Source organism: Rossellomorea sp. FS2 (assembly GCF_047915635.1).
Lineage (GTDB): Bacteria > Bacillota > Bacilli > Bacillales > Bacillaceae_B > Rossellomorea > Rossellomorea marisflavi_A.
On the sequence record NZ_JBLRVS010000001.1, the window covers coordinates 735,463 to 753,494 of the forward strand.

Here is an 18,032-nt window from a genome sequence, read left to right on the forward strand (position 1 = left end):
ACGGATTCACCCCTCCAGAAAGTGCATGAACATATGGAGTGAAGTTTTTACATTCTTCGATTACACGAAGGAGAAATGTTGTTATAATGTGTGTAGAATGTAACATACCAATCGATGAAGGAGGAACATCATGGAAAGTAAGATCGAAATATTATCTACCCTTCGGATCGACTATACGGATAACCTTTATAAAGTGGTAGACGAATTGAACAGGACGTTGAAGAAAGACGACTATATGTTTGGCCTCGCACTTGATCCGGAAGATCAGCAGGTGGCAGTACTAACAATCTATCGTACATAAAAGAGTGATGATGATGAAAAAATGGATAACGATAATCGTGATTGCCTTCGTGCTCATTGGTGGCACTTCGGCCTTCTTGATTTATAAAAACTCACGCAGCCCGCTCCATAAACAATCGGAAGCGGCAATCGACCGCGTCAAGGATGAAACGGGCATCACCAAAATCGATGATACAAGCTTCTATAACGGAACCAAAGCCTATTCCGTCATCATCGGTAAGGATGAAAACGGCAAGAAAAAGGTTGCATGGGTTCCTGAAGGTAAAGGGGAAATCATCGAGAGGGACTGGGACGGTGGCATCTCGAAGGAAGAAGCCGTCAAAAAGCTCAAAAGTGAGATCGAGCCAAAGGAACTTCTTTCCGTGCGTCTCGGCTATGAGTCCGTCGGTCCAGTATGGGAAATTACGTACCTTGATGATCAGGAACAACTGAATTATTTCTATATGCTGTTCTCCAATGGAGAATGGTGGAAAAAAATAGAAAATCTATAATACAGGAGTGAGTCACGATGAACATTTCATTAGCCCAACGAGTAAGTGCACTAACACCTTCCACAACACTGGCCATTACGGCCAAGGCGAAAGAGATGAAGCAGCAGGGAATCGATGTGATCGGACTTGGAGCAGGTGAACCCGACTTCAACACCCCTGACCATATCATCCAGGCGGCACATGAGTCGATGGTCGGCGGTCAGACGAAGTATACCCCATCAGGCGGTACTCCTGCCCTCAAGGAAGCCATTATCCAAAAATTCAAGACTGATCAGGGTCTTGAGTATGGCCCCGGTGAAGTCATCGTGACGAGCGGTGCGAAGCACGCCCTTTATACCCTGTTTCAGGTGCTCTTGGACGAAGGGGATGAGGTCATCATTCCGACTCCGTATTGGGTGAGCTACCCTGAGCAGGTCAAGCTCGCCGGAGGTGTCCCGGTGATGGTCGAGGGAAAAGAGGAAAACGAATATAAAATCACACCTGAGCAACTTGAAGGGGTGCTTTCGTCCAAAACGAAAGCCCTCATCCTGAATTCCCCGAGCAATCCGACGGGGATGCTTTACTCCGAGAAAGAACTTCGTGCGATCGGTGAAGCGTGCATCAAACATGATGTCCTTATCGTTTCGGATGAAATCTATGAGAAGCTTGTATATGATGGGAACAAACATATCTCGATTGCACAGCTGTCACAGGAGCTCAAGGATCAGACCATCGTCATCAACGGAGTGTCGAAGTCCCATTCCATGACAGGGTGGAGGATCGGCTATGCGGCGGGTGATGCAACGATCATCAAGGCGATGACGAATCTTGCAAGCCATTCGACTTCAAATCCGACCACTACGTCCCAATACGGAGCCATCGCGGCGTATAAAGGGGATCAAGCACCTGTGGAACATATGAGGCAGGCATTCGAAGAGAGGCTTAACATCCTGTTCGAGAAGCTCAATGCCATTCCTGGATTCCAGTGCATTAAGCCCCAAGGGGCATTCTACCTTTTCCCGAATGTCAAGAAAGCGGCAGAGATGACAGGCTATGAAGATGTGGATGCCTTCACGAAGGCACTTCTTGAGGAAGCGAAGGTGGCGGTGATCCCCGGTTCCGGCTTCGGATCACCGGATAATATCCGCTTGTCTTATGCAACCAGCCTTGATTCCCTGGAGGAAGCGTTGAAACGGATTCACACATTTGTTGTAGACCGCAGCAAGTAAGGATCGGCCCCTGTTGAAGGGGCTCTTTTTCCCAATCTGTTGCGACACGATGATCGGGAAGGTATAATAAGGTACGATACATATGTGTATAAGTTTTTGGAGGGAATAAATCGTGAAAACCACAATATCTCAAGTTAATCGTTTTGTTGGGGAAGAAGTGACCATCGGTGCATGGCTCGCCAACAAACGTTCCAGCGGCAAGATCGCTTTTCTACAACTGCGTGACGGTACCGGCTTCATCCAGGGTGTCGTCGTCAAGGCCGAAGTCGAAGAGGACATCTTCAAAAAGGCCAAATCCCTTACTCAGGAAACATCCCTCTATGTGACAGGTGTCGTGACGGAAGACGAACGTTCACCTTTCGGATATGAGCTTCAGGTGAAGGATGTCGAAGTGATCCATGAAGCCGTGGATTACCCGATAACACCGAAGGAGCACGGGACCGAGTTCCTCATGGACCACCGTCACTTATGGCTGCGCTCCCGCAAGCAGCACGCCGTGATGAAGGTAAGGAATGAAATCATCAGGGCAACGTATGAATTCTTCAATAAAGAAGGATTCGTGAAGGTGGATCCGCCGATCCTCACCGGAAGTGCACCGGAGGGAACCACTGAGCTATTCGCAACCAAATACTTCGAAGAGGACGCTTATCTTTCTCAAAGCGGACAGCTGTACATGGAAGCGGCAGCCATGGCCCTCGGGAAGGTCTTCTCTTTCGGTCCGACATTCCGTGCGGAAAAATCCAAGACCCGACGCCATCTCATCGAGTTCTGGATGATCGAACCGGAAATGGCTTTTGTCACATTCAATGAAAACCTTGAAGTGCAAGAGCAGTATGTGTCCTACATCGTGCAGAGTGTGCTTGAAAACTGTAAGCTAGAGCTCGAGCGTCTTGGACGCGACACAAGCAAGCTTGAACAGATCAAAGCTCCGTTCCCGCGCATTTCCTATGATGATGCCATCAAACTTCTTCATGAGAAAGGGTTCGATGATATCACCTGGGGGGATGACTTCGGGGCGCCACATGAAACAGCCATTGCCGAAAGTTACGATAAACCGGTCTTCATCACGCACTACCCGACTTCATTGAAGCCGTTTTATATGCAGCCTGATGCAGACCGTGATGATGTTGTCCTGTGCGCCGATCTGATCGCACCGGAAGGATACGGGGAAATCATCGGTGGATCAGAACGTATCCATGATGCCGAACTGTTGAAGCAGCGCATCGAAGAACACGATCTCGCGACGGATGCATACAAATGGTATCTTGAATTGAGGGAGTATGGTTCAGTTCCTCATTCAGGATTCGGACTTGGTCTTGAGCGTACCGTTGCCTGGATCAGCGGCGTGGAGCATGTCAGGGAAACCATCCCATTCCCGCGTCTGTTGAACCGTCTATATCCGTAAGGAAAACGCCGTCCTGTGCATAGTGCACGGGATGGCCTTCTTTTTTTAAGGCGACATGGAAAAGAAAAACACCTTGTAATATGAGAAAATGACCCATAGCCATGATATACTGGTTAGGAGGTGTTAGTACTATGGATCATAAACGACTGATGGTGTCCTGGATCGAGGAAGGGACATTGAACATCCCCCATTTATTATTGAAACATTATCAAGCTCTCGGATTGAATGAAACCGAGCTTGTCCTATTACTGAATATCTACGGGCATATGGATAAGGGGAATCAGTTCCCGACACCAACTGACCTTTCGGAAAGCATGACCTTAAGTGCTGAGCACTGTTCTTCCCTTTTGAGGAAACTGATCCAGCATCAATTCCTCGGAATCGAAGAGGGAGCTTCCCAGGAAGGCATCCTCTTCGAACGCTACAGCCTTACACCACTATGGAGTAAACTGGCGGACCATGTCATTCTGGATGATAAGAGGGAGCAGACCGTGCAGGCGATGGAGGAAGAGGCGGACATCTATTCCGTGTTCGAACAGGAATTCGCTCGTCCCCTTTCCCCCCTTGAGTGCGAGACCCTTGCCATGTGGCTTGATCAGGATGAGCATAATCCGACCATCATCAAGGCTGCCCTGAGGGAGGCTGTCATCTCCGGGAAGCTTAATTTTCGATATATCGATCGCATTTTATTCGAATGGAAGAAAAATGGCGTGAAGACCATCGAGGATGCCCGTAACCAAAGCCAGCGCTTCCGTCCGCATCAAAAAGCGGCTGCACCGAAGGAAGTCAAATCAGAAGGGAAGCGCAAGTCGGTTCCATTTTATAATTGGTTGGAGCAATAGGGCATAAAAGACCGGCCATCATGGCCGGTCTTTTTTCAAACGCAAAGGAGAGGGGCATCACTGCGTAACCGGTGATCCCTTACAAGTGATAAGGAGGCTGTATGTCTTTGCTTAACAATAAACAGATTGCCATATGTTTGGATGAAATGAGGGTCATGTACCCGGACGCTCATTGTGAGCTTGTACACGAAAATCCTTTTGAGCTCGTCATCGCCGTCCTGCTTTCTGCACAGTGCACAGATGTCTTGGTCAATAAGGTGACAAAGAACCTTTTTCAGAAATACAAGGAACCTGAGGACTATTTGGCCGTCACATTGGAAGAACTCCAGCAGGATATCAGGTCCATTGGACTTTACCGAAACAAAGCGAAGAACATCCGCAGCCTCTGTGAGATCCTTCTTCAGGAATATGGAGGGGAGGTCCCCAGAGAACATGAGGAGCTTGTGAAGCTGCCGGGAGTCGGAAGGAAGACAGCGAATGTCGTCGTGTCCGTCGCCTTTGGTGTCCCGGCCCTGGCCGTTGATACCCATGTGGAGAGAGTCAGTAAGCGGTTGGGCATTTGCCGCTGGAAGGACAGTGTTCTCGAAGTCGAGAAGACGCTCATGCGCAAGATTCCCCGCGAAGATTGGAGCGAAACGCATCACCGCCTGATCTTCTTCGGCCGCTATCACTGTAAGGCACAGTCCCCTCAGTGTGAAATCTGTCCTCTTCTTGATTTATGCAGGGAAGGGCAGAAGCGAATGAAGAAAAAGGTGAGGGTATGAAAGATCGAGCAGAAGGGCAGCCAGATATATCCCTCTTTGCAGCAGGTGAGAATAAAGGCGATGGAGAATGCGAAGGGTCCATCCTTCGTCCCGAAGAGGCGTATCGAAACTGGGAAGAGGGAAAAGACGGGATTTCCACCCTGTTCAAGACACGTGATCCTGCATGCGCAGATGAAATGAGAAAGGCCATCCTATGGTTCTATCAGCTCTTGTTTTGGAGTAATGGGCAGGAGGTCGATCTGACGGATCGGCAGAAAAGGGTGGAATGGTTGGAGTTGAAGCCCCACAACGTCGTGGACAGGCTTTCATTCATCGAGCAGAATCCAAGGCTTGCCCATTCCTTCCTGCAACTGCAGGAACTGTTTGCAGAACAATGGAAGAGATACGCAAAGGACAGGGCAATGAAGTCCATAAAGAAAAGCAGCGAGTAAGTGAACTCGCTGCTTTTTTCTATTGGGCCGGAGCAGGGGCTTGATCTTGGGTTCCATCTGTCGTTCCACCGTCACTTGGTGGTTCGGTCTCGGTACCTCCTTGATCGCCGTCACCCTCTGCAGGAGGATTCTCATCTCCTGGAGGGGTGCCGCCGTCTCCGCTGTCGGAGCCATTATCGTTTCCTCCGCCGTTCCCGTTCCCGTTTCCATTTCCATTTCCATTTCCATTTCCATTGTCATTCCCGTTCCCGTTCTCTCCTCCGTTGCCCTGGCCATCTTCATTGCCTGGGTTGTCAGGATTGTCGGTGTTGCCATCATCGGCATTGTCATCGGGTTGATCTTCCGGTTCTTCCGCTTGCTCTTCGTCATCATTGCCGCTCACCGTCACGCTCGTGGAAGCAGGGTCGCTTCGCTGACCGCCAGAGATGGCTACGACTTCAAAGGCGTACGTACCGTCGCCTTGAATGTTATCGACATTCAAGCCTTTTTTATCCGTTGTTGTCAGGGTTTGTTTCGACTCCCCATTGATTGAAACGGAGACTTCGAACGTGACGTCTTTCTTTTTCTTATAATCCCAAGATAGCTTGATGGATTGTTTCTTATCATCGTATTTTGCATTCAGTCCGCTAGGTGCATCGATCTTATCGAATTCAGACGACACTTTGGATGGTTCTGTGCCGCGTACGAACAGTTCCGTGATGATGCGGTCATCAGGCGTATAGTCGCTAGGGAGTCTTGCTGGATTGCTTCCCATTTCGACTTTCGACTCGACGACGGAGTTCGGCTTTTTGAAGTCTGCCGTGTCGACACCTTCATGTACGGAACTCATCAAATCACTCACGATATACTGGGCAATATGCCTGTCGGTCGGATCGAGGGAGTTGGATTGTTTTTCATATCCTGTCCAGACGGCCGCCGTATAGTTGGTCGTATATCCGACGAACCATGAATCCGGTGCATTTGCTTTCGGGATTCCCAGTTTCTCGCGATCTTTCTGAGAGTAGTTGGTGGTACCTGATTTACCTGCCATCGGAAGCCCTGGTACTTTGGCGTATAGCCCTGTACCCCTTGGATTATCAATGACACTCTTCAGCACATCTGAAATCATATAGGCCGTATATTCTTTCATAGCGGCTTTTGGTTTGATATCAGGTTTGACTTCCGTTTCTCCATCGCGGAGGACAACCTTTTGAATGGCGTGAGGTTTCGTATAGACCCCTTCATTACCGAAAGCAGCATATGCACCTGCCATTTGGACGGAGTTGACACCAGGTGATACACCGCCGATGGAGGCAGATTCATAATAATGGTCGAAATTCAACCCAAGTCCATTCACGAAGTCCTCGGCTTTTTCAGGGCCGACTTCCTGGAATGCCTTCAGTGCCGGGATATTCCGTGAATCCCAGAGGGCTTCCCTCATGGTGATCGGACCTTTGAATTGTCCATCGTAGTTATTCAGTTCTGTTCCGTCGGAATATTTATATGGTTCATCATCCAGGATATGATACGTGGACCATTTCAAGTATTCAACGGCCGGTGCATAGTCGATCAGCGGTTTGATCGTAGAGCCCGGCTGGCGTTTGATGTCTGTGGCATAGTTGAATCCACGCTGTACGTTTTTATCCTGTTCACGTCCTCCTCCGATGGCACGGATCTCACCGGTTTTTGTATCAAGGAGGGTGATGCCGGCCTGCATCGGCTGGTCGTATTTTTCAGGATACGTGAAGGATGTGTTTTCACCTGCAAGGATTTCTTCCACGCGATCCTGTGCTTTCGGATCGACCGTTGTATAGACCTTCAGTCCATCTGAATAGATGTTGTAATCACCCATGTCTTCGACTTCTTCGATTACAGCATCGACGAAGGCAGGGTATTTGTTGTCGTTCTTTTTAGCACGATCCTCTTTTGATACGAGGCCTTCCGTAATCGGGATCTTTTGTGCTTCCTCTTTTTGTTTCTCTGTTATCCTTCCATGCTGAGCCATTAGGGAAAGGACGATGTTCCGTCGCTTCTCGGCCGCTTCCGGATGTTCAAACGGATTATAATTATTAGGACTCTGAGGAAGACCCGCAATCACCGCTGCCTCATTCAGCTTGATGTCCTTGACATCTTTACCATAGTAATAATCGGCTGCAGTGGCCATTCCGTTGATGCCATCGGACATATACACTTTGTTGAAGTACATCTCGAAGATTTCTTCCTTTGTGTAATCCTGCTCGAGCTTGATGGCGAGCCATGCTTCCTGGGCTTTACGTTTCAACGTCTTCTCGGGATTCAGGAAGGATCCCTTGATCACCTGCTGGGTGATGGTGGAGGCCCCTTCGGAACCGAAGCCACCTGTAATATTGGCCATGACGGCGCCCCCAAGGCGAATGAGGTCGATCCCGTGATGCTTATAGAAACGATTATCCTCTGTGGCGAGGACCGCGTCCTGCATCACTTTTGGAATATCCTCGAAGTTGGCGTATTCACGCTTTTCCTTTCCGACCGTGGTGATGAGATCACCGTTCATGTCATAGATTTCCGAAGCGATCGGATCTTTCAATAATTTCTCATCAAGATCGGGGGCACTCGAGGCGTAATAGGCGAATAGCCCTCCTCCTGCGACCATCCCGATGATCCCGATGACGAATAATGTTAAGATGACACGCTTGAACAGCGAACGTTTCTTCCCTTTTTTACCTGAGGGCTTCTGTTTCTGCTGGGCAAGGCGTTTTTCTTCTCTGGATTTATACTCACCAGCCATTTTGGTTCCTCGCTTTCAATCTTCTGTCTAATTTAGTATTGTCCACGTTTTGAAATATACAACATGGAAGAAGACAAAATATAGATTAACTCATTTTCATAGAGCTAAAAATATAACTCTTGGACTATTTTTAAGTAGTCGACCCTTGGATGGAGCCCAAGGCGTATCCTTGTCCCATCGCTCTCGATTTCCTCCTTGGTGATGGATTTTCGTCCACCGTCCAGCATCCTTTTCCAATAGGCATGGAGAGAGGGGAAGGGAAGCAGGAACACTTCTTCCGTCGCCGAGAAGCGAAGGAGGACGAACGTGATCCCGTCATGTTTATAAACCTCTTCCATATGGGTAATTTGATGTTCATGGAAGTTTTTAAGAGGGAAAGACGTGCTGTTTTTGGTTTCCTTTGCTTCAAAATCGATGTATCTGCCCCTGAAGACGCCATTGTAATCGGTAGTGGAGGGCTGCTTGAAATAGGCCTCCTTGATGACTGCAGCGCTTCTTGAAGGATAGAGGACATCAACGATTTGCACAGGTGTGGGCTTTTTATGTATGACAGCCTTTCCTTGCGCAAGGTAATACAGATTGGTTTCATTAATATCTTCTTCGAGTGTCATCCCCCTGTTGCCATACGTTACTTGTTTCGGTTTAGCCCCGGGTTTTTTTGAGGGTCGTTCCGGTTCCACATATTTCTTTCCATTCGGGTAATGGAATTTCATGGTAATACACCTCGCAGACTAATCTATATCATACCAGAAAGTCCCCGACTTTGTGTGAATAAATCATTACAAATGTCCTCACCCTAGATATATTAAGGACTCGGGGAGGATCAGATGAAAAGAATCTATCCGAATATACCCTCTATCGGACAGGATAAACCTCTCTGCTATTGGATCAAGATGATACGCGCCCAGGTACGTGACCACAATAGGGATAATATCTCGAGGACGATGGCCTATCAAGGCTTCTTTGAGTGGCACGGTGAAGTCAGATGGTCACTCCTTGCGTCCCTCGTATCAAGGAATGCCGGTTGGAACATGACTGATCTCGAAGGAGGGGTCCTTGGAGACATCCTTTCCAAAAGGCGACGAGAGGACCTGTTCATGACCTATGAACGCGCCAACTGGATGATCTTTGAAGATGCCTATCCCCAGCTCCTCATCTACCATTATTCCGTTGTAGCGGGGGTGGAAATGTTTCATCTCCTCGATGAGTTTCACGTTTCTTCCTTCATGAAGACAGAGTGGAAGTTTTTTTGGGAGCATCGGGATCTTGACCGTCTGGTGACGGCGCTGATCATCAACGAGCAAAATTTGATACAAGGACCTGTGATCCTTGATCCCGTGTATCGCAAGGTCTTTACGTCCCCGCTCTTTTTCGTTGAAGATCGTCTCCATTTCAGTTCGGTGATCTTCCCGACCCTGGATGGGAGGCTCTACGGGGCTAGTGTACATGGGTTCAGGGACTTGGACAACAGGATCCTTCTGGGAAAGAAGCTGTACAGCATCCTTTTCCACAGCGACCATTTCTCCGATATTTTCAAATGGGCGGTCGCGGTCGAACCAAAGGGATCTCGAAGGGAATACGCAGAAGGGCCGACCGGTACCTCCTCGCCAGATCTCCGCAGCGTCTACGGTGAGGTTACCCACCATATGAGAAGAAAGAAGGACTGGTCAATAGAAGGACGGGTGAGGGAAGACTGGTTTGATCCCGTACCTATCCCTTCAGAAGTGGAGATCAAGAGCTGGTTCATTCATAAGGAAAAGCAGCTGATGAGAATGAATAGCTTCGCCAAATGGATCAAGAAGGCCCTTTCCTTGAGGTCTTCCAAATGACGGGAACGAAAAGAAAAAGACCCGGGGCACTTCAGCCTTCGGGTCTTCATCATTCTTCTATTAAGTGGAAGGGCGGTCCGGCCCGGTTAGTTTAGGATTCCCTTTAGCAGCATTTTGCTTGGTTTCCTGCTGCTTGGGATCTTTCGTTTGCTTTTTCATGTTTTCCACCTCCATCCCTAGTATGAAGTGCGGAAGCTCCTTTTATTCAATCATGTCGAAGCCTTGTCTGTTGTCCACTATCTTTGCCGAAACGCTTCTAGTTTTGTCACAGGGGGAGGGGATGCCTTCAAAAGGGAGAATACTCTTAGTAAATCAAAATGCTGGGAGGACCCCATTATGCATCAGAAACAGGAAATCATGTTAAAGCTTGCCGAGATCGAGGAAAGTCTTAATCAATTGGAACAAAATTTGTATGACCGGATCCGAATCGAGAAGCAGGATAGAGTCGACAGTTTCCACATCGAGGTGCAGAAGGTTGAAAATCAGCTGGATCGATGTGAAGGGATCAGGGACATTCGCCGTCCGTCCCCTTCATTCGCAGTGTAAAAGCTTGAATTATCCAGGAAGACATCATAAAATGACTGTAATGAAGCAGCCGTGTTTTTGGCTGCTTTTTACTTTGAACCTGGGGGATTCGCGGATGGACAAGTTGATCGGTGTGACGGATAGCCTGCTCACTGAAGCAGGTTTCATGATAGAAGAATACAAACGAAGAAGGGAAAGTGGGGAGAAGGGGGACTTTTACCAGGATGTGAAACCCTACGCGGATAAGGTCAAAAGCTTGAATGATCAGTGGAGGTCTTTATCCGAAGAATGGGTAGCAACGTCCAGGCCAAAACATCTTCACCTTCCTCAAATTTCAAACACCTACGATAATATCGAAATGCTTTCGGTTCATTGTTTCTTCCCGGAATCAAGCTTTAATCGCTTCATCAGTCATTATCAATCTGTTTCCTACGTGCTGGGGACACAGCTCCATGAACTGAGGAAGGATTGAAGGGAAGCTGCACGTGAGTCATGAAAAATCCGGGGCCCCTTCAATCGGGCCCCGGATTTTTTCATTGCAGATTCTTTCTATTTATTGATGGTCCGTCGTCGGCTCAAGGTCTTTGATGAGCTCCTTATAATGTTGAAAAGTGATTTCATTGGAAATATAAAGTTTTTTGGCCATGGTCAGAAGGTCGAGGTGATTGGCTGCATCGTCGTGTTTACTCGTCTTGTAGCATTGAATCAATTCATTTAAACTCATTGTGTTTCCTCCCTTTACCGTCTTTTCAACAGGCTCACTCCCCGCGTGGTGCCACAGGGGATTCCTGACACAATTCTATCATGTGAAGACGGCGGATAAGAGTTGTAAGAATAGTGTAACTATCGACAATGATTGTCGAAAAATCTGACCTTCCTGGGTGTTTTCACCATTTTGCCTGACGCATCATATGCTGTACTAAATGATGAAATCGAACGGGAGGGTTCATATGTATCCACACCATCACCAAAGGCAAGCTCATCCATTCATGCACCCCGCGTATGGGCAGAATCCATACGGGGGCCTTCCGAATCTGGGGATGGATCCCTTTCAGCAACAGCTTCCCCCGCAGGAACAGGTCCACCAAATGATGCCTTATTCACAAATGCCGTCACAGAGCTATTATTCAAATCCGTATTTCGATAATCCACTGCAGTCAAAGGAATATAATCCGTATCAGGCGTATGCTTCTCAACAAGGGTATGCCAACCCTTATCCGAAGGCGAAATTCATGGCGAAGCCTTCTTCAGGGGGAATGGGTGGCATGCTGAATTCATTCAAATCACAGGATGGCAAATTCGATCTCAATAAAATGATGAACACCGGCAGTCAAATGATGGGGGCAATCAACCAAGTATCTTCTCTTGTGAAGGGATTCGGGGCATTTTTGAAGTAGTGTATTTCATATGACTAACACGATCAGTATAGGGTTTTTATACCGCTCATGATTTCCCTGCAAAACTTCCCTTTCCTCGATCCTCCTCCATGCCCACGGGGTCTCCACTCGGCTGGAAACAATGAAATCGCAAGTCATGAAACAAATTAAAAACCCGAATTCATTTGCCTAGGCAAATGAATTCGGGTTTTACTATGACTAACACAGGTTTGTCACAGCATCTTGCTTCATTCAATTCGAAGTCTGTTGCCTGTGTCTTTTTTCAGGATGACGGTGAGGATGCCGTCTGCCAAGGAAGCTTTTTGCCCCCTCTCATCGATCGTGCCCGGGAACGCGATGCTCCTGCTGCTGCGCGAGGTGGACTTCTGATAGCTGAACGTGCGATTCCGTTGATTATCTTCTGTGAACTCTTCGATTCTGGTGATGTTGATGGTCATATAATCAGGGAAGATATCGAGCTCGATCTGCTCCTTTTTGATTCCCGGGACCTCGGCGGTGATGACGTAGCAGTCCGTCCGCTCCTCCAGGGCCACGGGGAAGGAACCCCAGGGATTCTGTGAGGAGGAGAAAAAATCATCAATGCTTTGCAGCATCCCTTTCATCGGCTTTTCATGGAAGAATTGATTCATGGAGTTCATAAGATTCCCGAAGCCGAATGGATGTTTTGGTGATTTATCCATCGTGATTCCCCTTTCGACATGCCTTTTGCATCCAGTGTATGAGGAATGCCCATACGATGTGAATGAACCTTTGGGCATAGTCATGGTGATGGAAACTCATACCCCATATTTTTTTCTTTGTATTCGAACATAGATTCGCTAAAATAGGGGATGAGGTGAACAAGATGTTTGGAAAAAGCAATCTGCAACAACTTATTCAACAATTAAAGACCGATGAGCGATTCAGCGAACAGATCGGCCATTGGCATACAATAGAAGAAAAGCAAGCCGACACGGTGGAATTTCCAGGGAGCCTCGATCCCCGCATCAAGCATGCACTTGAAATCCGGGGGATCGGCAACCTATACACCCACCAGCGATCGGCTTTTGACCACGCCCAGGCAGGGGAGAGCTTCACGGCGGTGACACCTACGGCATCCGGGAAGACGCTCTGCTACAATCTGCCCGTCCTCCAGTCAGTCATGGAAAATCCCGATTCACGGGCCCTGTATATCTTTCCGACGAAGGCACTGGCCCAGGACCAGAAGAGCGAGCTGAACGAGATCATTTCAGAAACGGGTGCTGCCATCAATAGTTATACTTATGACGGAGACACAGCGGCAAATATCAGGCAGAAGGTCAGGAAAGCAGGGCATATCGTCATCACCAATCCAGATATGCTCCATTCTGCCATCCTCCCTCATCATACGAAATGGGTGTCCCTCTTTGAGAACCTGAAGTACGTGGTGATCGATGAACTGCATATCTACAGGGGGGTATTCGGCTCCCATGTGGCGAATGTAATCCGCAGGTTGAAAAGGATCTGTGCGTACTATGGTTCAAACCCGACCTTCATCTGTACCTCCGCCACGATTGCGAATCCGAAGGAGCTTGCAGAAGGACTGACGGGAGAGGAAATGGCCCTTGTGGATAACAATGGGGCGCCTGCGGGAAGGAAGCATTTTGTCTTCTATAATCCTCCCATCGTAAACAAGCCGCTGAATATAAGGAGAAGCGCGACGTTGGAGGTCAGGAGGCTTGCAGGGGAGCTCCTGAAGAATAAGATCCAGACGATCGTCTTCGCGCGGAGCCGTGTGCGGGTGGAGATCATCCTCACGTACCTTCAGGAGCTTGTGAAAGGTGAGCTCGGTGCCAAGTCGATACGCGGCTACCGCGGCGGTTATCTCCCTACTCAGAGACGTGAAATTGAAAGAGGCTTGAGGTCTGGTGATATCTATGGGGTCGTCAGCACCAATGCCCTTGAGCTCGGTGTGGACATCGGACAGCTGCAAGTATGCATCATGACGGGATATCCTGGAACGATCGCCAGTGCATGGCAGCAGGCGGGGCGTGCCGGAAGACGTCACGGCGAGTCCCTGGTGATCATGGTTGCGAGCTCTAGTCCCCTGGATCAGTTCATCGTCGATCATCCGGATTACTTCTTCGGACAGACGCCAGAGACCGCCAGGATCAACCCTGATAACCTCATCATCCTCGTGGACCACATCAAATGCGCAGCCTTTGAACTTCCATTCAAGGAAGATGATACATTCGGCGGGCTCGAGGTCGAGGATATGATGGAATTCCTTGCAGAGGAGAGGGTCGTCCACAAAAACGGAAGCAAGTGGTATTGGATGAACGATGCCTTTCCCGCCCATAACATCAGCTTGCGTTCTGCCTCACAGGAGAATGTCATCATCGTTGACCGGACGAACGTGGCGGCGGTGAAAGTGATCGGGGAGATGGATCGTTTCTCGGCTATGACCCTCCTTCATGATGAAGCAATCTATCTACATCAGGGCATACAGTATCAAGTGGAATTCCTGGACTGGGATGAGAAGAAGGCATTCGTTCGCGAAGTGGACGTCGATTACTATACGGATGCAAATCTTGCCGTTGAACTGAGCGTCCTAGAACAGGACAAGGAGAGAGAATCAGGCTCATGGGAAGCAGCATTCGGTGATGTCATGGTGCGCGCCATGGCCACCATCTTCAAGAAAATCAAATTCGATACACATGAAAATATCGGATCGGGACCGATCCATCTCCCAGAAGAAGAGATTCACACAAGTTCCAGCTGGATTTCCCTCAAAGAGGATACAGGATTGTCACAGGAGCGGCTGGAAGAAGGATTGATCGGGGCGGCGGAGAGCCTGAAAGCAATCGTGCCCCTTTATGTGATGTGCGATCCGAGTGATATCTTCGTCGTACCCCAAATCAAGGCGGCTCACAATGAAAGACCGACGATCTTTATCTACGATCGCTACCCTGGAGGGGTGGGGCTGAGTGAAAAGGTATTTGACCAGGTCGAAGAAGTGCTTACAGAAACGAAGAACATGGTGGAAAGATGCCCGTGTGAAACGGGATGCCCATCCTGTATAGGGACCGAGCATTCGTTGGAAACGGCCAAGATGGATACCTTGAAATTATTTGAGCTGTTCCTCGCATAGGAGGTGAAAGGGAATGTCACTCAAGAATAAGCTGAATCGGATGAAAAAGCATATTATCCGTGAAGAGACTGCAGCGGGTGTGAAAGCCCCGCTGAACGAGCTTCCGGATGATGCCCTCCCCCATGCAGATCAGTGGGGATCGATCGGTGCTTTTCCATATGTCCTGGATGAGGACTATTGCATCGTGAGGGAGAAGCGGTATCCATTGGATCATAGACACGGTAGTTATTCCTTCAGGGATGCTGTAAGAGCCGTGAAGGCTTGGCAGGATTTTGAAGGGGAGCATCCCTTGTCCGCCAGGGGCCTTTCCCCGCAAGACCTGTTCTTTTTTGATACGGAAACGACCGGATTGGGCGGAGGGGCAGGCAATACGATTTTCCTCCTTGGCCATGCACGCATCACTGAATCGGAAGTCATCGTTACCCAGCACGTGCTTCCACGTCCGGGGAGTGAGATCCCCCTGTACCACAGTTTTCTATCAAAGGTCGATTACACGACCCTTGTCACCTATAACGGGAAAGCATTCGACTGGCCTCAGGTGAAAACACGTCATACTCTGATCAGGGAGCACGTCCCGAAACTACCGGCCTTCGGGCACTTTGACCTGTACCATGGATCCCGGCGCCTCTTCAAGGAAAGACTTGGGTCCGTGAAGCTGGTGAACGTCGAGAAGGATGTTCTTGGTTTTCATCGTGAGGATGATGTGCCTGGCTATTTGGCTCCGATGATCTACTTCGATTATGTGGAGCGGAGGGACCCAGAGGGGATCTTCAAGGTACTCGAACATAATGAGCTCGACATCCTGTCCCTCATCACCTTGTATGCCCATCTCTCCCTCACTCTCCTGAATCCCGGTGAGCCCGAATCCTTCGAAGTCGGCAGATGGCTACAGTACACAGGCAACAAGGGGAGGGCGAAGGCCCTTTTTCAGAAGATCGTAGATGAGGGGGCGAAGGGGAATGACGAAGCCCTACATCTTCTCGCCCTCGAACTGAAAAAGGAGAAGGATTTCGAACAGGCGGCCAGGCTTTGGGAAAAGATCGATGAGGAGGCCGCTCCCAAGCTGCAAAAAGCCGCCTTCATCGAACTGTCGAAGCTCCATGAGCATCGGTTCTACAATCTGGATCGCGCGAAGGAATACGCCGAGCGCGCTGCCCCGATGGTTCAACAGGGAAGGGAATCCGACCAACTACAGCATCGGATTGAGAGGATCCTCGGGAAAATGAAGAGGCAGAAAGACGGTCGGCCTTAAAGGCTTTACCAGTGAGAAGAATTACCAGGAAAAAGCTTCGCAAAATTTCATCCGGGAATATTGAGAATTTTCTAATGTAGATGTAAAATAATACATTGTGATGAAATTTTTCGGATAGGATGATGAAGATTGAACCGAGCTATTCTCTTGTTGTTTTTTGTCGTGATCGGATTGACGGCTTTCGTGTTTTCCAATTTCTCTGGAACCCTTTACAGTGCCAACTGATTTAAAATAGGTAAATGTATCAGTACCCGTGGCTCCGGTTCATCATAGGTTGATAGTGTAGACACCATGAGATGAAAGGAGATCATGTCACGATGTACTGTAGACCAAGACCCAACCAAGTCCTTCCGGCTGTCATGCACCCTACGAAGTGTTGTGTGAATCATACCTTCACGACCCTGGAGGTACCCCATATCCATCCTGTGCATACCACAACGGTGAATCATGTGAACTATCAGCACAAACACTACTTCCCTCATACACATTCAATGGTGGACAATGTATCCAACCAGCAGTTCAACTGCGGTGGGGGAATGGGCGGACCCGGCGGACCAGGATTCGGCCCTGGATTCGGACCAAGACCGCGGCCATTTGGATTTTAATGAATGAACGTTCGGCACCTGACCGGCTCATTTCCCTTTACCAGAGGGGATGGCCGGAAACAGGTGCTTTTTTCAATGGTTGTAAGAGGCAATGTCGTGGAAATGTGTGCTACAATGGAAGCAATAAGGACAGACTATGAATAAAGGAGCTTCGGTACCATGGGCGGGGTCGCATCGATCACAGGATATAAATCATTTGAGCTGGGCATCTTCAAACAAGACGATCAGGCTGTACAATACATAAAGCTAGCCATCCGGAAAGAACTGCTTTCCCTTCTTGATACCGGGTTGGAATGGGTCCTCATTTCCGGTCAGCTCGGGGTGGAGTTATGGGCCGCAGAGGTCGTATTCGACCTTCAGGAAGAGTATCCGGATCTAAAGCTTGCAGTCCTCACACCTTTCCTGCAGCAGGAGGAAAAGTGGAATGACCAGAATAAGGAGTATTACGAAACGATCCTTTCGCAGGCCGACTTTGTCGATTCCATCTCCAAAAGCCCCTACCAGAATCCGGGACAGTTCAAGAATCGGAATCTGCTGTTCCTGCATAAAAGCCAGTCATGCATCATCCTCTACGATCCCGAGCGCGAAGGCTCCCCAAGGTACTTCTACGAGGAAGCGCAGAGGAAACAGGAACAAGATCCATCTTTCATGCTCAAGACCATCACGTTTGACGATCTTCAATGGGTGGTAGAAGAGGCCCAATGGGGTTAACGGAGAAATGCCATTGACAAACGAACGGGAATATGGAAATATGATTAACATAAACGCAGAGGTGAATATGATGATCTCAGATAAAGTGAAATTGACTGCAAAGGATATTTTGGAAAAAGAATTTAAAAGCGGCATGCGCGGGTACAAACCCGAAGATGTGGACAAGTTCCTCGACCTCGTCATCAAGGACTATGAAGTCTTCCACCAGGAAATAGAAGAACTGCAGCAGGAGAACCTTCGTCTGAAGAAGCAGGTTGAGGAAGCGGGCAGGCAGCAGCGCTCTGCTGCACCACCACAGCCATCAGGTACGACGAATTTCGATATCCTGAAGCGCCTCTCGAATCTTGAGAAGCATGTGTTTGGAAATAAACTGTACGATTGAAATTCCCCCTTGTAATGTAGAAAGGGATGCTATAT

The 18,032-nt window shown here is 48.8% G+C and carries 20 protein-coding genes; 16 read left to right on the top strand and 4 right to left on the bottom strand.

The features are described from left to right. Nucleotides 1–130: 130 nt before the first annotated feature. From ACNA6I_RS03920 to ACNA6I_RS03950, 7 genes are all read left to right on the top strand, one after another. Complete coding sequence (locus tag ACNA6I_RS03920; protein ID WP_079516288.1) at nucleotides 131–301, top strand: YpmA family protein; 171 nt, start codon at nucleotides 131–133, stop codon at nucleotides 299–301. A gap of 37 nt (nucleotides 302–338) precedes the next feature. After that, nucleotides 339–791: a DUF5590 domain-containing protein gene (locus ACNA6I_RS03925; protein ID WP_159129771.1), complete on the top strand. Its 453-nt coding sequence runs from the start codon at nucleotides 339–341 to the stop codon at nucleotides 789–791. Nucleotides 792–814: 23 nt separating this feature from the next. Then, entirely contained in the window at nucleotides 815–1,999 is a 1,185-nt protein-coding gene (locus tag ACNA6I_RS03930) for a pyridoxal phosphate-dependent aminotransferase (RefSeq protein ID WP_416313212.1), read from the top strand. A 112-nt stretch (nucleotides 2,000–2,111) separates the two neighbouring features. Next, the gene (gene asnS / locus ACNA6I_RS03935; protein WP_048014963.1) at nucleotides 2,112–3,404 is read left to right on the top strand and encodes an asparagine--tRNA ligase; all 1,293 of its coding nucleotides are present in this window, start codon (nucleotides 2,112–2,114) and stop codon (nucleotides 3,402–3,404) included. 131 nt (nucleotides 3,405–3,535) lie between these two features. Further along, the gene (locus tag ACNA6I_RS03940; RefSeq protein ID WP_048005855.1) at nucleotides 3,536–4,246 is read left to right on the top strand and encodes a DnaD domain-containing protein; all 711 of its coding nucleotides are present in this window, start codon (nucleotides 3,536–3,538) and stop codon (nucleotides 4,244–4,246) included. Between the two features lie 107 nt (nucleotides 4,247–4,353). Further along, nucleotides 4,354–5,010, top strand: a complete 657-nt coding sequence (nth, locus tag ACNA6I_RS03945; protein WP_048006376.1) for an endonuclease III — start codon at nucleotides 4,354–4,356, stop codon at nucleotides 5,008–5,010. Further along, nucleotides 5,007–5,441 (top strand): YpoC family protein, encoded by a 435-nt coding sequence (locus tag ACNA6I_RS03950; protein ID WP_416312965.1) that lies wholly within the window; start codon nucleotides 5,007–5,009, stop codon nucleotides 5,439–5,441. Before nth ends, ACNA6I_RS03950 begins: the two co-directional genes overlap by 4 nt. A gap of 19 nt (nucleotides 5,442–5,460) precedes the next feature. Here ACNA6I_RS03950 and ACNA6I_RS03955 read toward each other — a convergent pair whose 3' ends face one another. Both ACNA6I_RS03955 and recU read right to left on the bottom strand, forming a co-directional pair. Beyond that, nucleotides 5,461–8,187 (bottom strand): PBP1A family penicillin-binding protein, encoded by a 2,727-nt coding sequence (locus tag ACNA6I_RS03955; RefSeq protein ID WP_416312966.1) that lies wholly within the window; start codon nucleotides 8,185–8,187, stop codon nucleotides 5,461–5,463. Between the two features lie 104 nt (nucleotides 8,188–8,291). Next, nucleotides 8,292–8,900: a Holliday junction resolvase RecU gene (gene recU, locus ACNA6I_RS03960; RefSeq protein WP_048005853.1), complete on the bottom strand. Its 609-nt coding sequence runs from the start codon at nucleotides 8,898–8,900 to the stop codon at nucleotides 8,292–8,294. 114 nt (nucleotides 8,901–9,014) lie between these two features. Here recU and ACNA6I_RS03965 point away from each other — a divergent pair, with 114 nt between their 5' ends. The 3 genes from ACNA6I_RS03965 to ACNA6I_RS03975 all read left to right on the top strand — a co-directional run bounded on the left by ACNA6I_RS03965 (nucleotide 9,015) and on the right by ACNA6I_RS03975 (nucleotide 11,013). Beyond that, nucleotides 9,015–10,016, top strand: coding sequence for a DUF2515 family protein (locus ACNA6I_RS03965; protein ID WP_082139697.1), 1,002 nt, complete (start codon nucleotides 9,015–9,017; stop codon nucleotides 10,014–10,016). Between the two features lie 336 nt (nucleotides 10,017–10,352). After that, nucleotides 10,353–10,562, top strand: coding sequence for a hypothetical protein (locus ACNA6I_RS03970; RefSeq protein WP_048005852.1), 210 nt, complete (start codon nucleotides 10,353–10,355; stop codon nucleotides 10,560–10,562). A gap of 94 nt (nucleotides 10,563–10,656) precedes the next feature. Continuing rightward, nucleotides 10,657–11,013, top strand: a complete 357-nt coding sequence (locus tag ACNA6I_RS03975) for a YppE family protein (RefSeq protein ID WP_416312967.1) — start codon at nucleotides 10,657–10,659, stop codon at nucleotides 11,011–11,013. Between the two features lie 81 nt (nucleotides 11,014–11,094). Here the strand turns inward: ACNA6I_RS03975 and yppF are convergent, their stop codons facing one another. Beyond that, the gene (yppF, locus tag ACNA6I_RS03980) at nucleotides 11,095–11,265 is read right to left on the bottom strand and encodes a YppF family protein (RefSeq protein WP_082139316.1); all 171 of its coding nucleotides are present in this window, start codon (nucleotides 11,263–11,265) and stop codon (nucleotides 11,095–11,097) included. Between the two features lie 226 nt (nucleotides 11,266–11,491). Between yppF and ACNA6I_RS03985 the strand changes: the two genes are divergently transcribed. Continuing rightward, the gene (locus ACNA6I_RS03985; protein ID WP_053072034.1) at nucleotides 11,492–11,938 is read left to right on the top strand and encodes a YppG family protein; all 447 of its coding nucleotides are present in this window, start codon (nucleotides 11,492–11,494) and stop codon (nucleotides 11,936–11,938) included. Nucleotides 11,939–12,165: 227 nt separating this feature from the next. Here ACNA6I_RS03985 and ACNA6I_RS03990 read toward each other — a convergent pair whose 3' ends face one another. Next, the gene (locus ACNA6I_RS03990) at nucleotides 12,166–12,618 is read right to left on the bottom strand and encodes an Hsp20/alpha crystallin family protein (RefSeq protein WP_048014961.1); all 453 of its coding nucleotides are present in this window, start codon (nucleotides 12,616–12,618) and stop codon (nucleotides 12,166–12,168) included. 164 nt (nucleotides 12,619–12,782) lie between these two features. Here ACNA6I_RS03990 and ACNA6I_RS03995 point away from each other — a divergent pair, with 164 nt between their 5' ends. The 5 genes from ACNA6I_RS03995 (at nucleotide 12,783) to gpsB (ending at nucleotide 17,997) form a co-directional block, all read left to right on the top strand. Next, nucleotides 12,783–15,047, top strand: coding sequence for a DEAD/DEAH box helicase (locus ACNA6I_RS03995; RefSeq protein ID WP_416312968.1), 2,265 nt, complete (start codon nucleotides 12,783–12,785; stop codon nucleotides 15,045–15,047). Between the two features lie 13 nt (nucleotides 15,048–15,060). Next, entirely contained in the window at nucleotides 15,061–16,299 is a 1,239-nt protein-coding gene (locus ACNA6I_RS04000; RefSeq protein ID WP_252264823.1) for a ribonuclease H-like domain-containing protein, read from the top strand. Nucleotides 16,300–16,616: 317 nt separating this feature from the next. Beyond that, entirely contained in the window at nucleotides 16,617–16,904 is a 288-nt protein-coding gene (locus ACNA6I_RS04005) for a CotD family spore coat protein (RefSeq protein ID WP_082139313.1), read from the top strand. Between the two features lie 159 nt (nucleotides 16,905–17,063). Then, a complete protein-coding gene (locus tag ACNA6I_RS04010) occupies nucleotides 17,064–17,615 on the top strand; it encodes a DUF1273 domain-containing protein (RefSeq protein ID WP_048005847.1) in 552 nt (183 codons plus the stop codon). Nucleotides 17,616–17,685: 70 nt separating this feature from the next. After that, nucleotides 17,686–17,997, top strand: coding sequence for a cell division regulator GpsB (gene gpsB, locus ACNA6I_RS04015; protein WP_048006372.1), 312 nt, complete (start codon nucleotides 17,686–17,688; stop codon nucleotides 17,995–17,997). Nucleotides 17,998–18,032 lie beyond the last annotated feature (35 nt).

What these genes read in the sequence shown, in the direction of transcription:
- ACNA6I_RS03955 (WP_416312966.1), bottom strand. Translation starts at nt 8,187, where the DNA reads ATGGCTGGTGAGTATAAATCCAGAGAAGAAAAACGCCTTGCCCAGCAG.
- gpsB (WP_048006372.1), top strand. Translation starts at nt 17,686, where the DNA reads ATGATCTCAGATAAAGTGAAATTGACTGCAAAGGATATTTTGGAAAAA.
- ACNA6I_RS03970 (WP_048005852.1), top strand. Translation starts at nt 10,353, where the DNA reads ATGCATCAGAAACAGGAAATCATGTTAAAGCTTGCCGAGATCGAGGAA.
- ACNA6I_RS03965 (WP_082139697.1), top strand. Translation starts at nt 9,015, where the DNA reads ATGAAAAGAATCTATCCGAATATACCCTCTATCGGACAGGATAAACCT.
- yppF (WP_082139316.1), bottom strand. Translation starts at nt 11,265, where the DNA reads ATGAGTTTAAATGAATTGATTCAATGCTACAAGACGAGTAAACACGAC.
- ACNA6I_RS03975 (WP_416312967.1), top strand. Translation starts at nt 10,657, where the DNA reads ATGGACAAGTTGATCGGTGTGACGGATAGCCTGCTCACTGAAGCAGGT.
- ACNA6I_RS03940 (WP_048005855.1), top strand. Translation starts at nt 3,536, where the DNA reads ATGGATCATAAACGACTGATGGTGTCCTGGATCGAGGAAGGGACATTG.
- ACNA6I_RS03920 (WP_079516288.1), top strand. Translation starts at nt 131, where the DNA reads ATGGAAAGTAAGATCGAAATATTATCTACCCTTCGGATCGACTATACG.
- ACNA6I_RS04010 (WP_048005847.1), top strand. Translation starts at nt 17,064, where the DNA reads ATGGGCGGGGTCGCATCGATCACAGGATATAAATCATTTGAGCTGGGC.
- ACNA6I_RS04000 (WP_252264823.1), top strand. Translation starts at nt 15,061, where the DNA reads ATGTCACTCAAGAATAAGCTGAATCGGATGAAAAAGCATATTATCCGT.
- ACNA6I_RS03990 (WP_048014961.1), bottom strand. Translation starts at nt 12,618, where the DNA reads ATGGATAAATCACCAAAACATCCATTCGGCTTCGGGAATCTTATGAAC.
- ACNA6I_RS03995 (WP_416312968.1), top strand. Translation starts at nt 12,783, where the DNA reads ATGTTTGGAAAAAGCAATCTGCAACAACTTATTCAACAATTAAAGACC.
- ACNA6I_RS03950 (WP_416312965.1), top strand. Translation starts at nt 5,007, where the DNA reads ATGAAAGATCGAGCAGAAGGGCAGCCAGATATATCCCTCTTTGCAGCA.
- ACNA6I_RS04005 (WP_082139313.1), top strand. Translation starts at nt 16,617, where the DNA reads ATGTACTGTAGACCAAGACCCAACCAAGTCCTTCCGGCTGTCATGCAC.
- ACNA6I_RS03985 (WP_053072034.1), top strand. Translation starts at nt 11,492, where the DNA reads ATGTATCCACACCATCACCAAAGGCAAGCTCATCCATTCATGCACCCC.
- recU (WP_048005853.1), bottom strand. Translation starts at nt 8,900, where the DNA reads ATGAAATTCCATTACCCGAATGGAAAGAAATATGTGGAACCGGAACGA.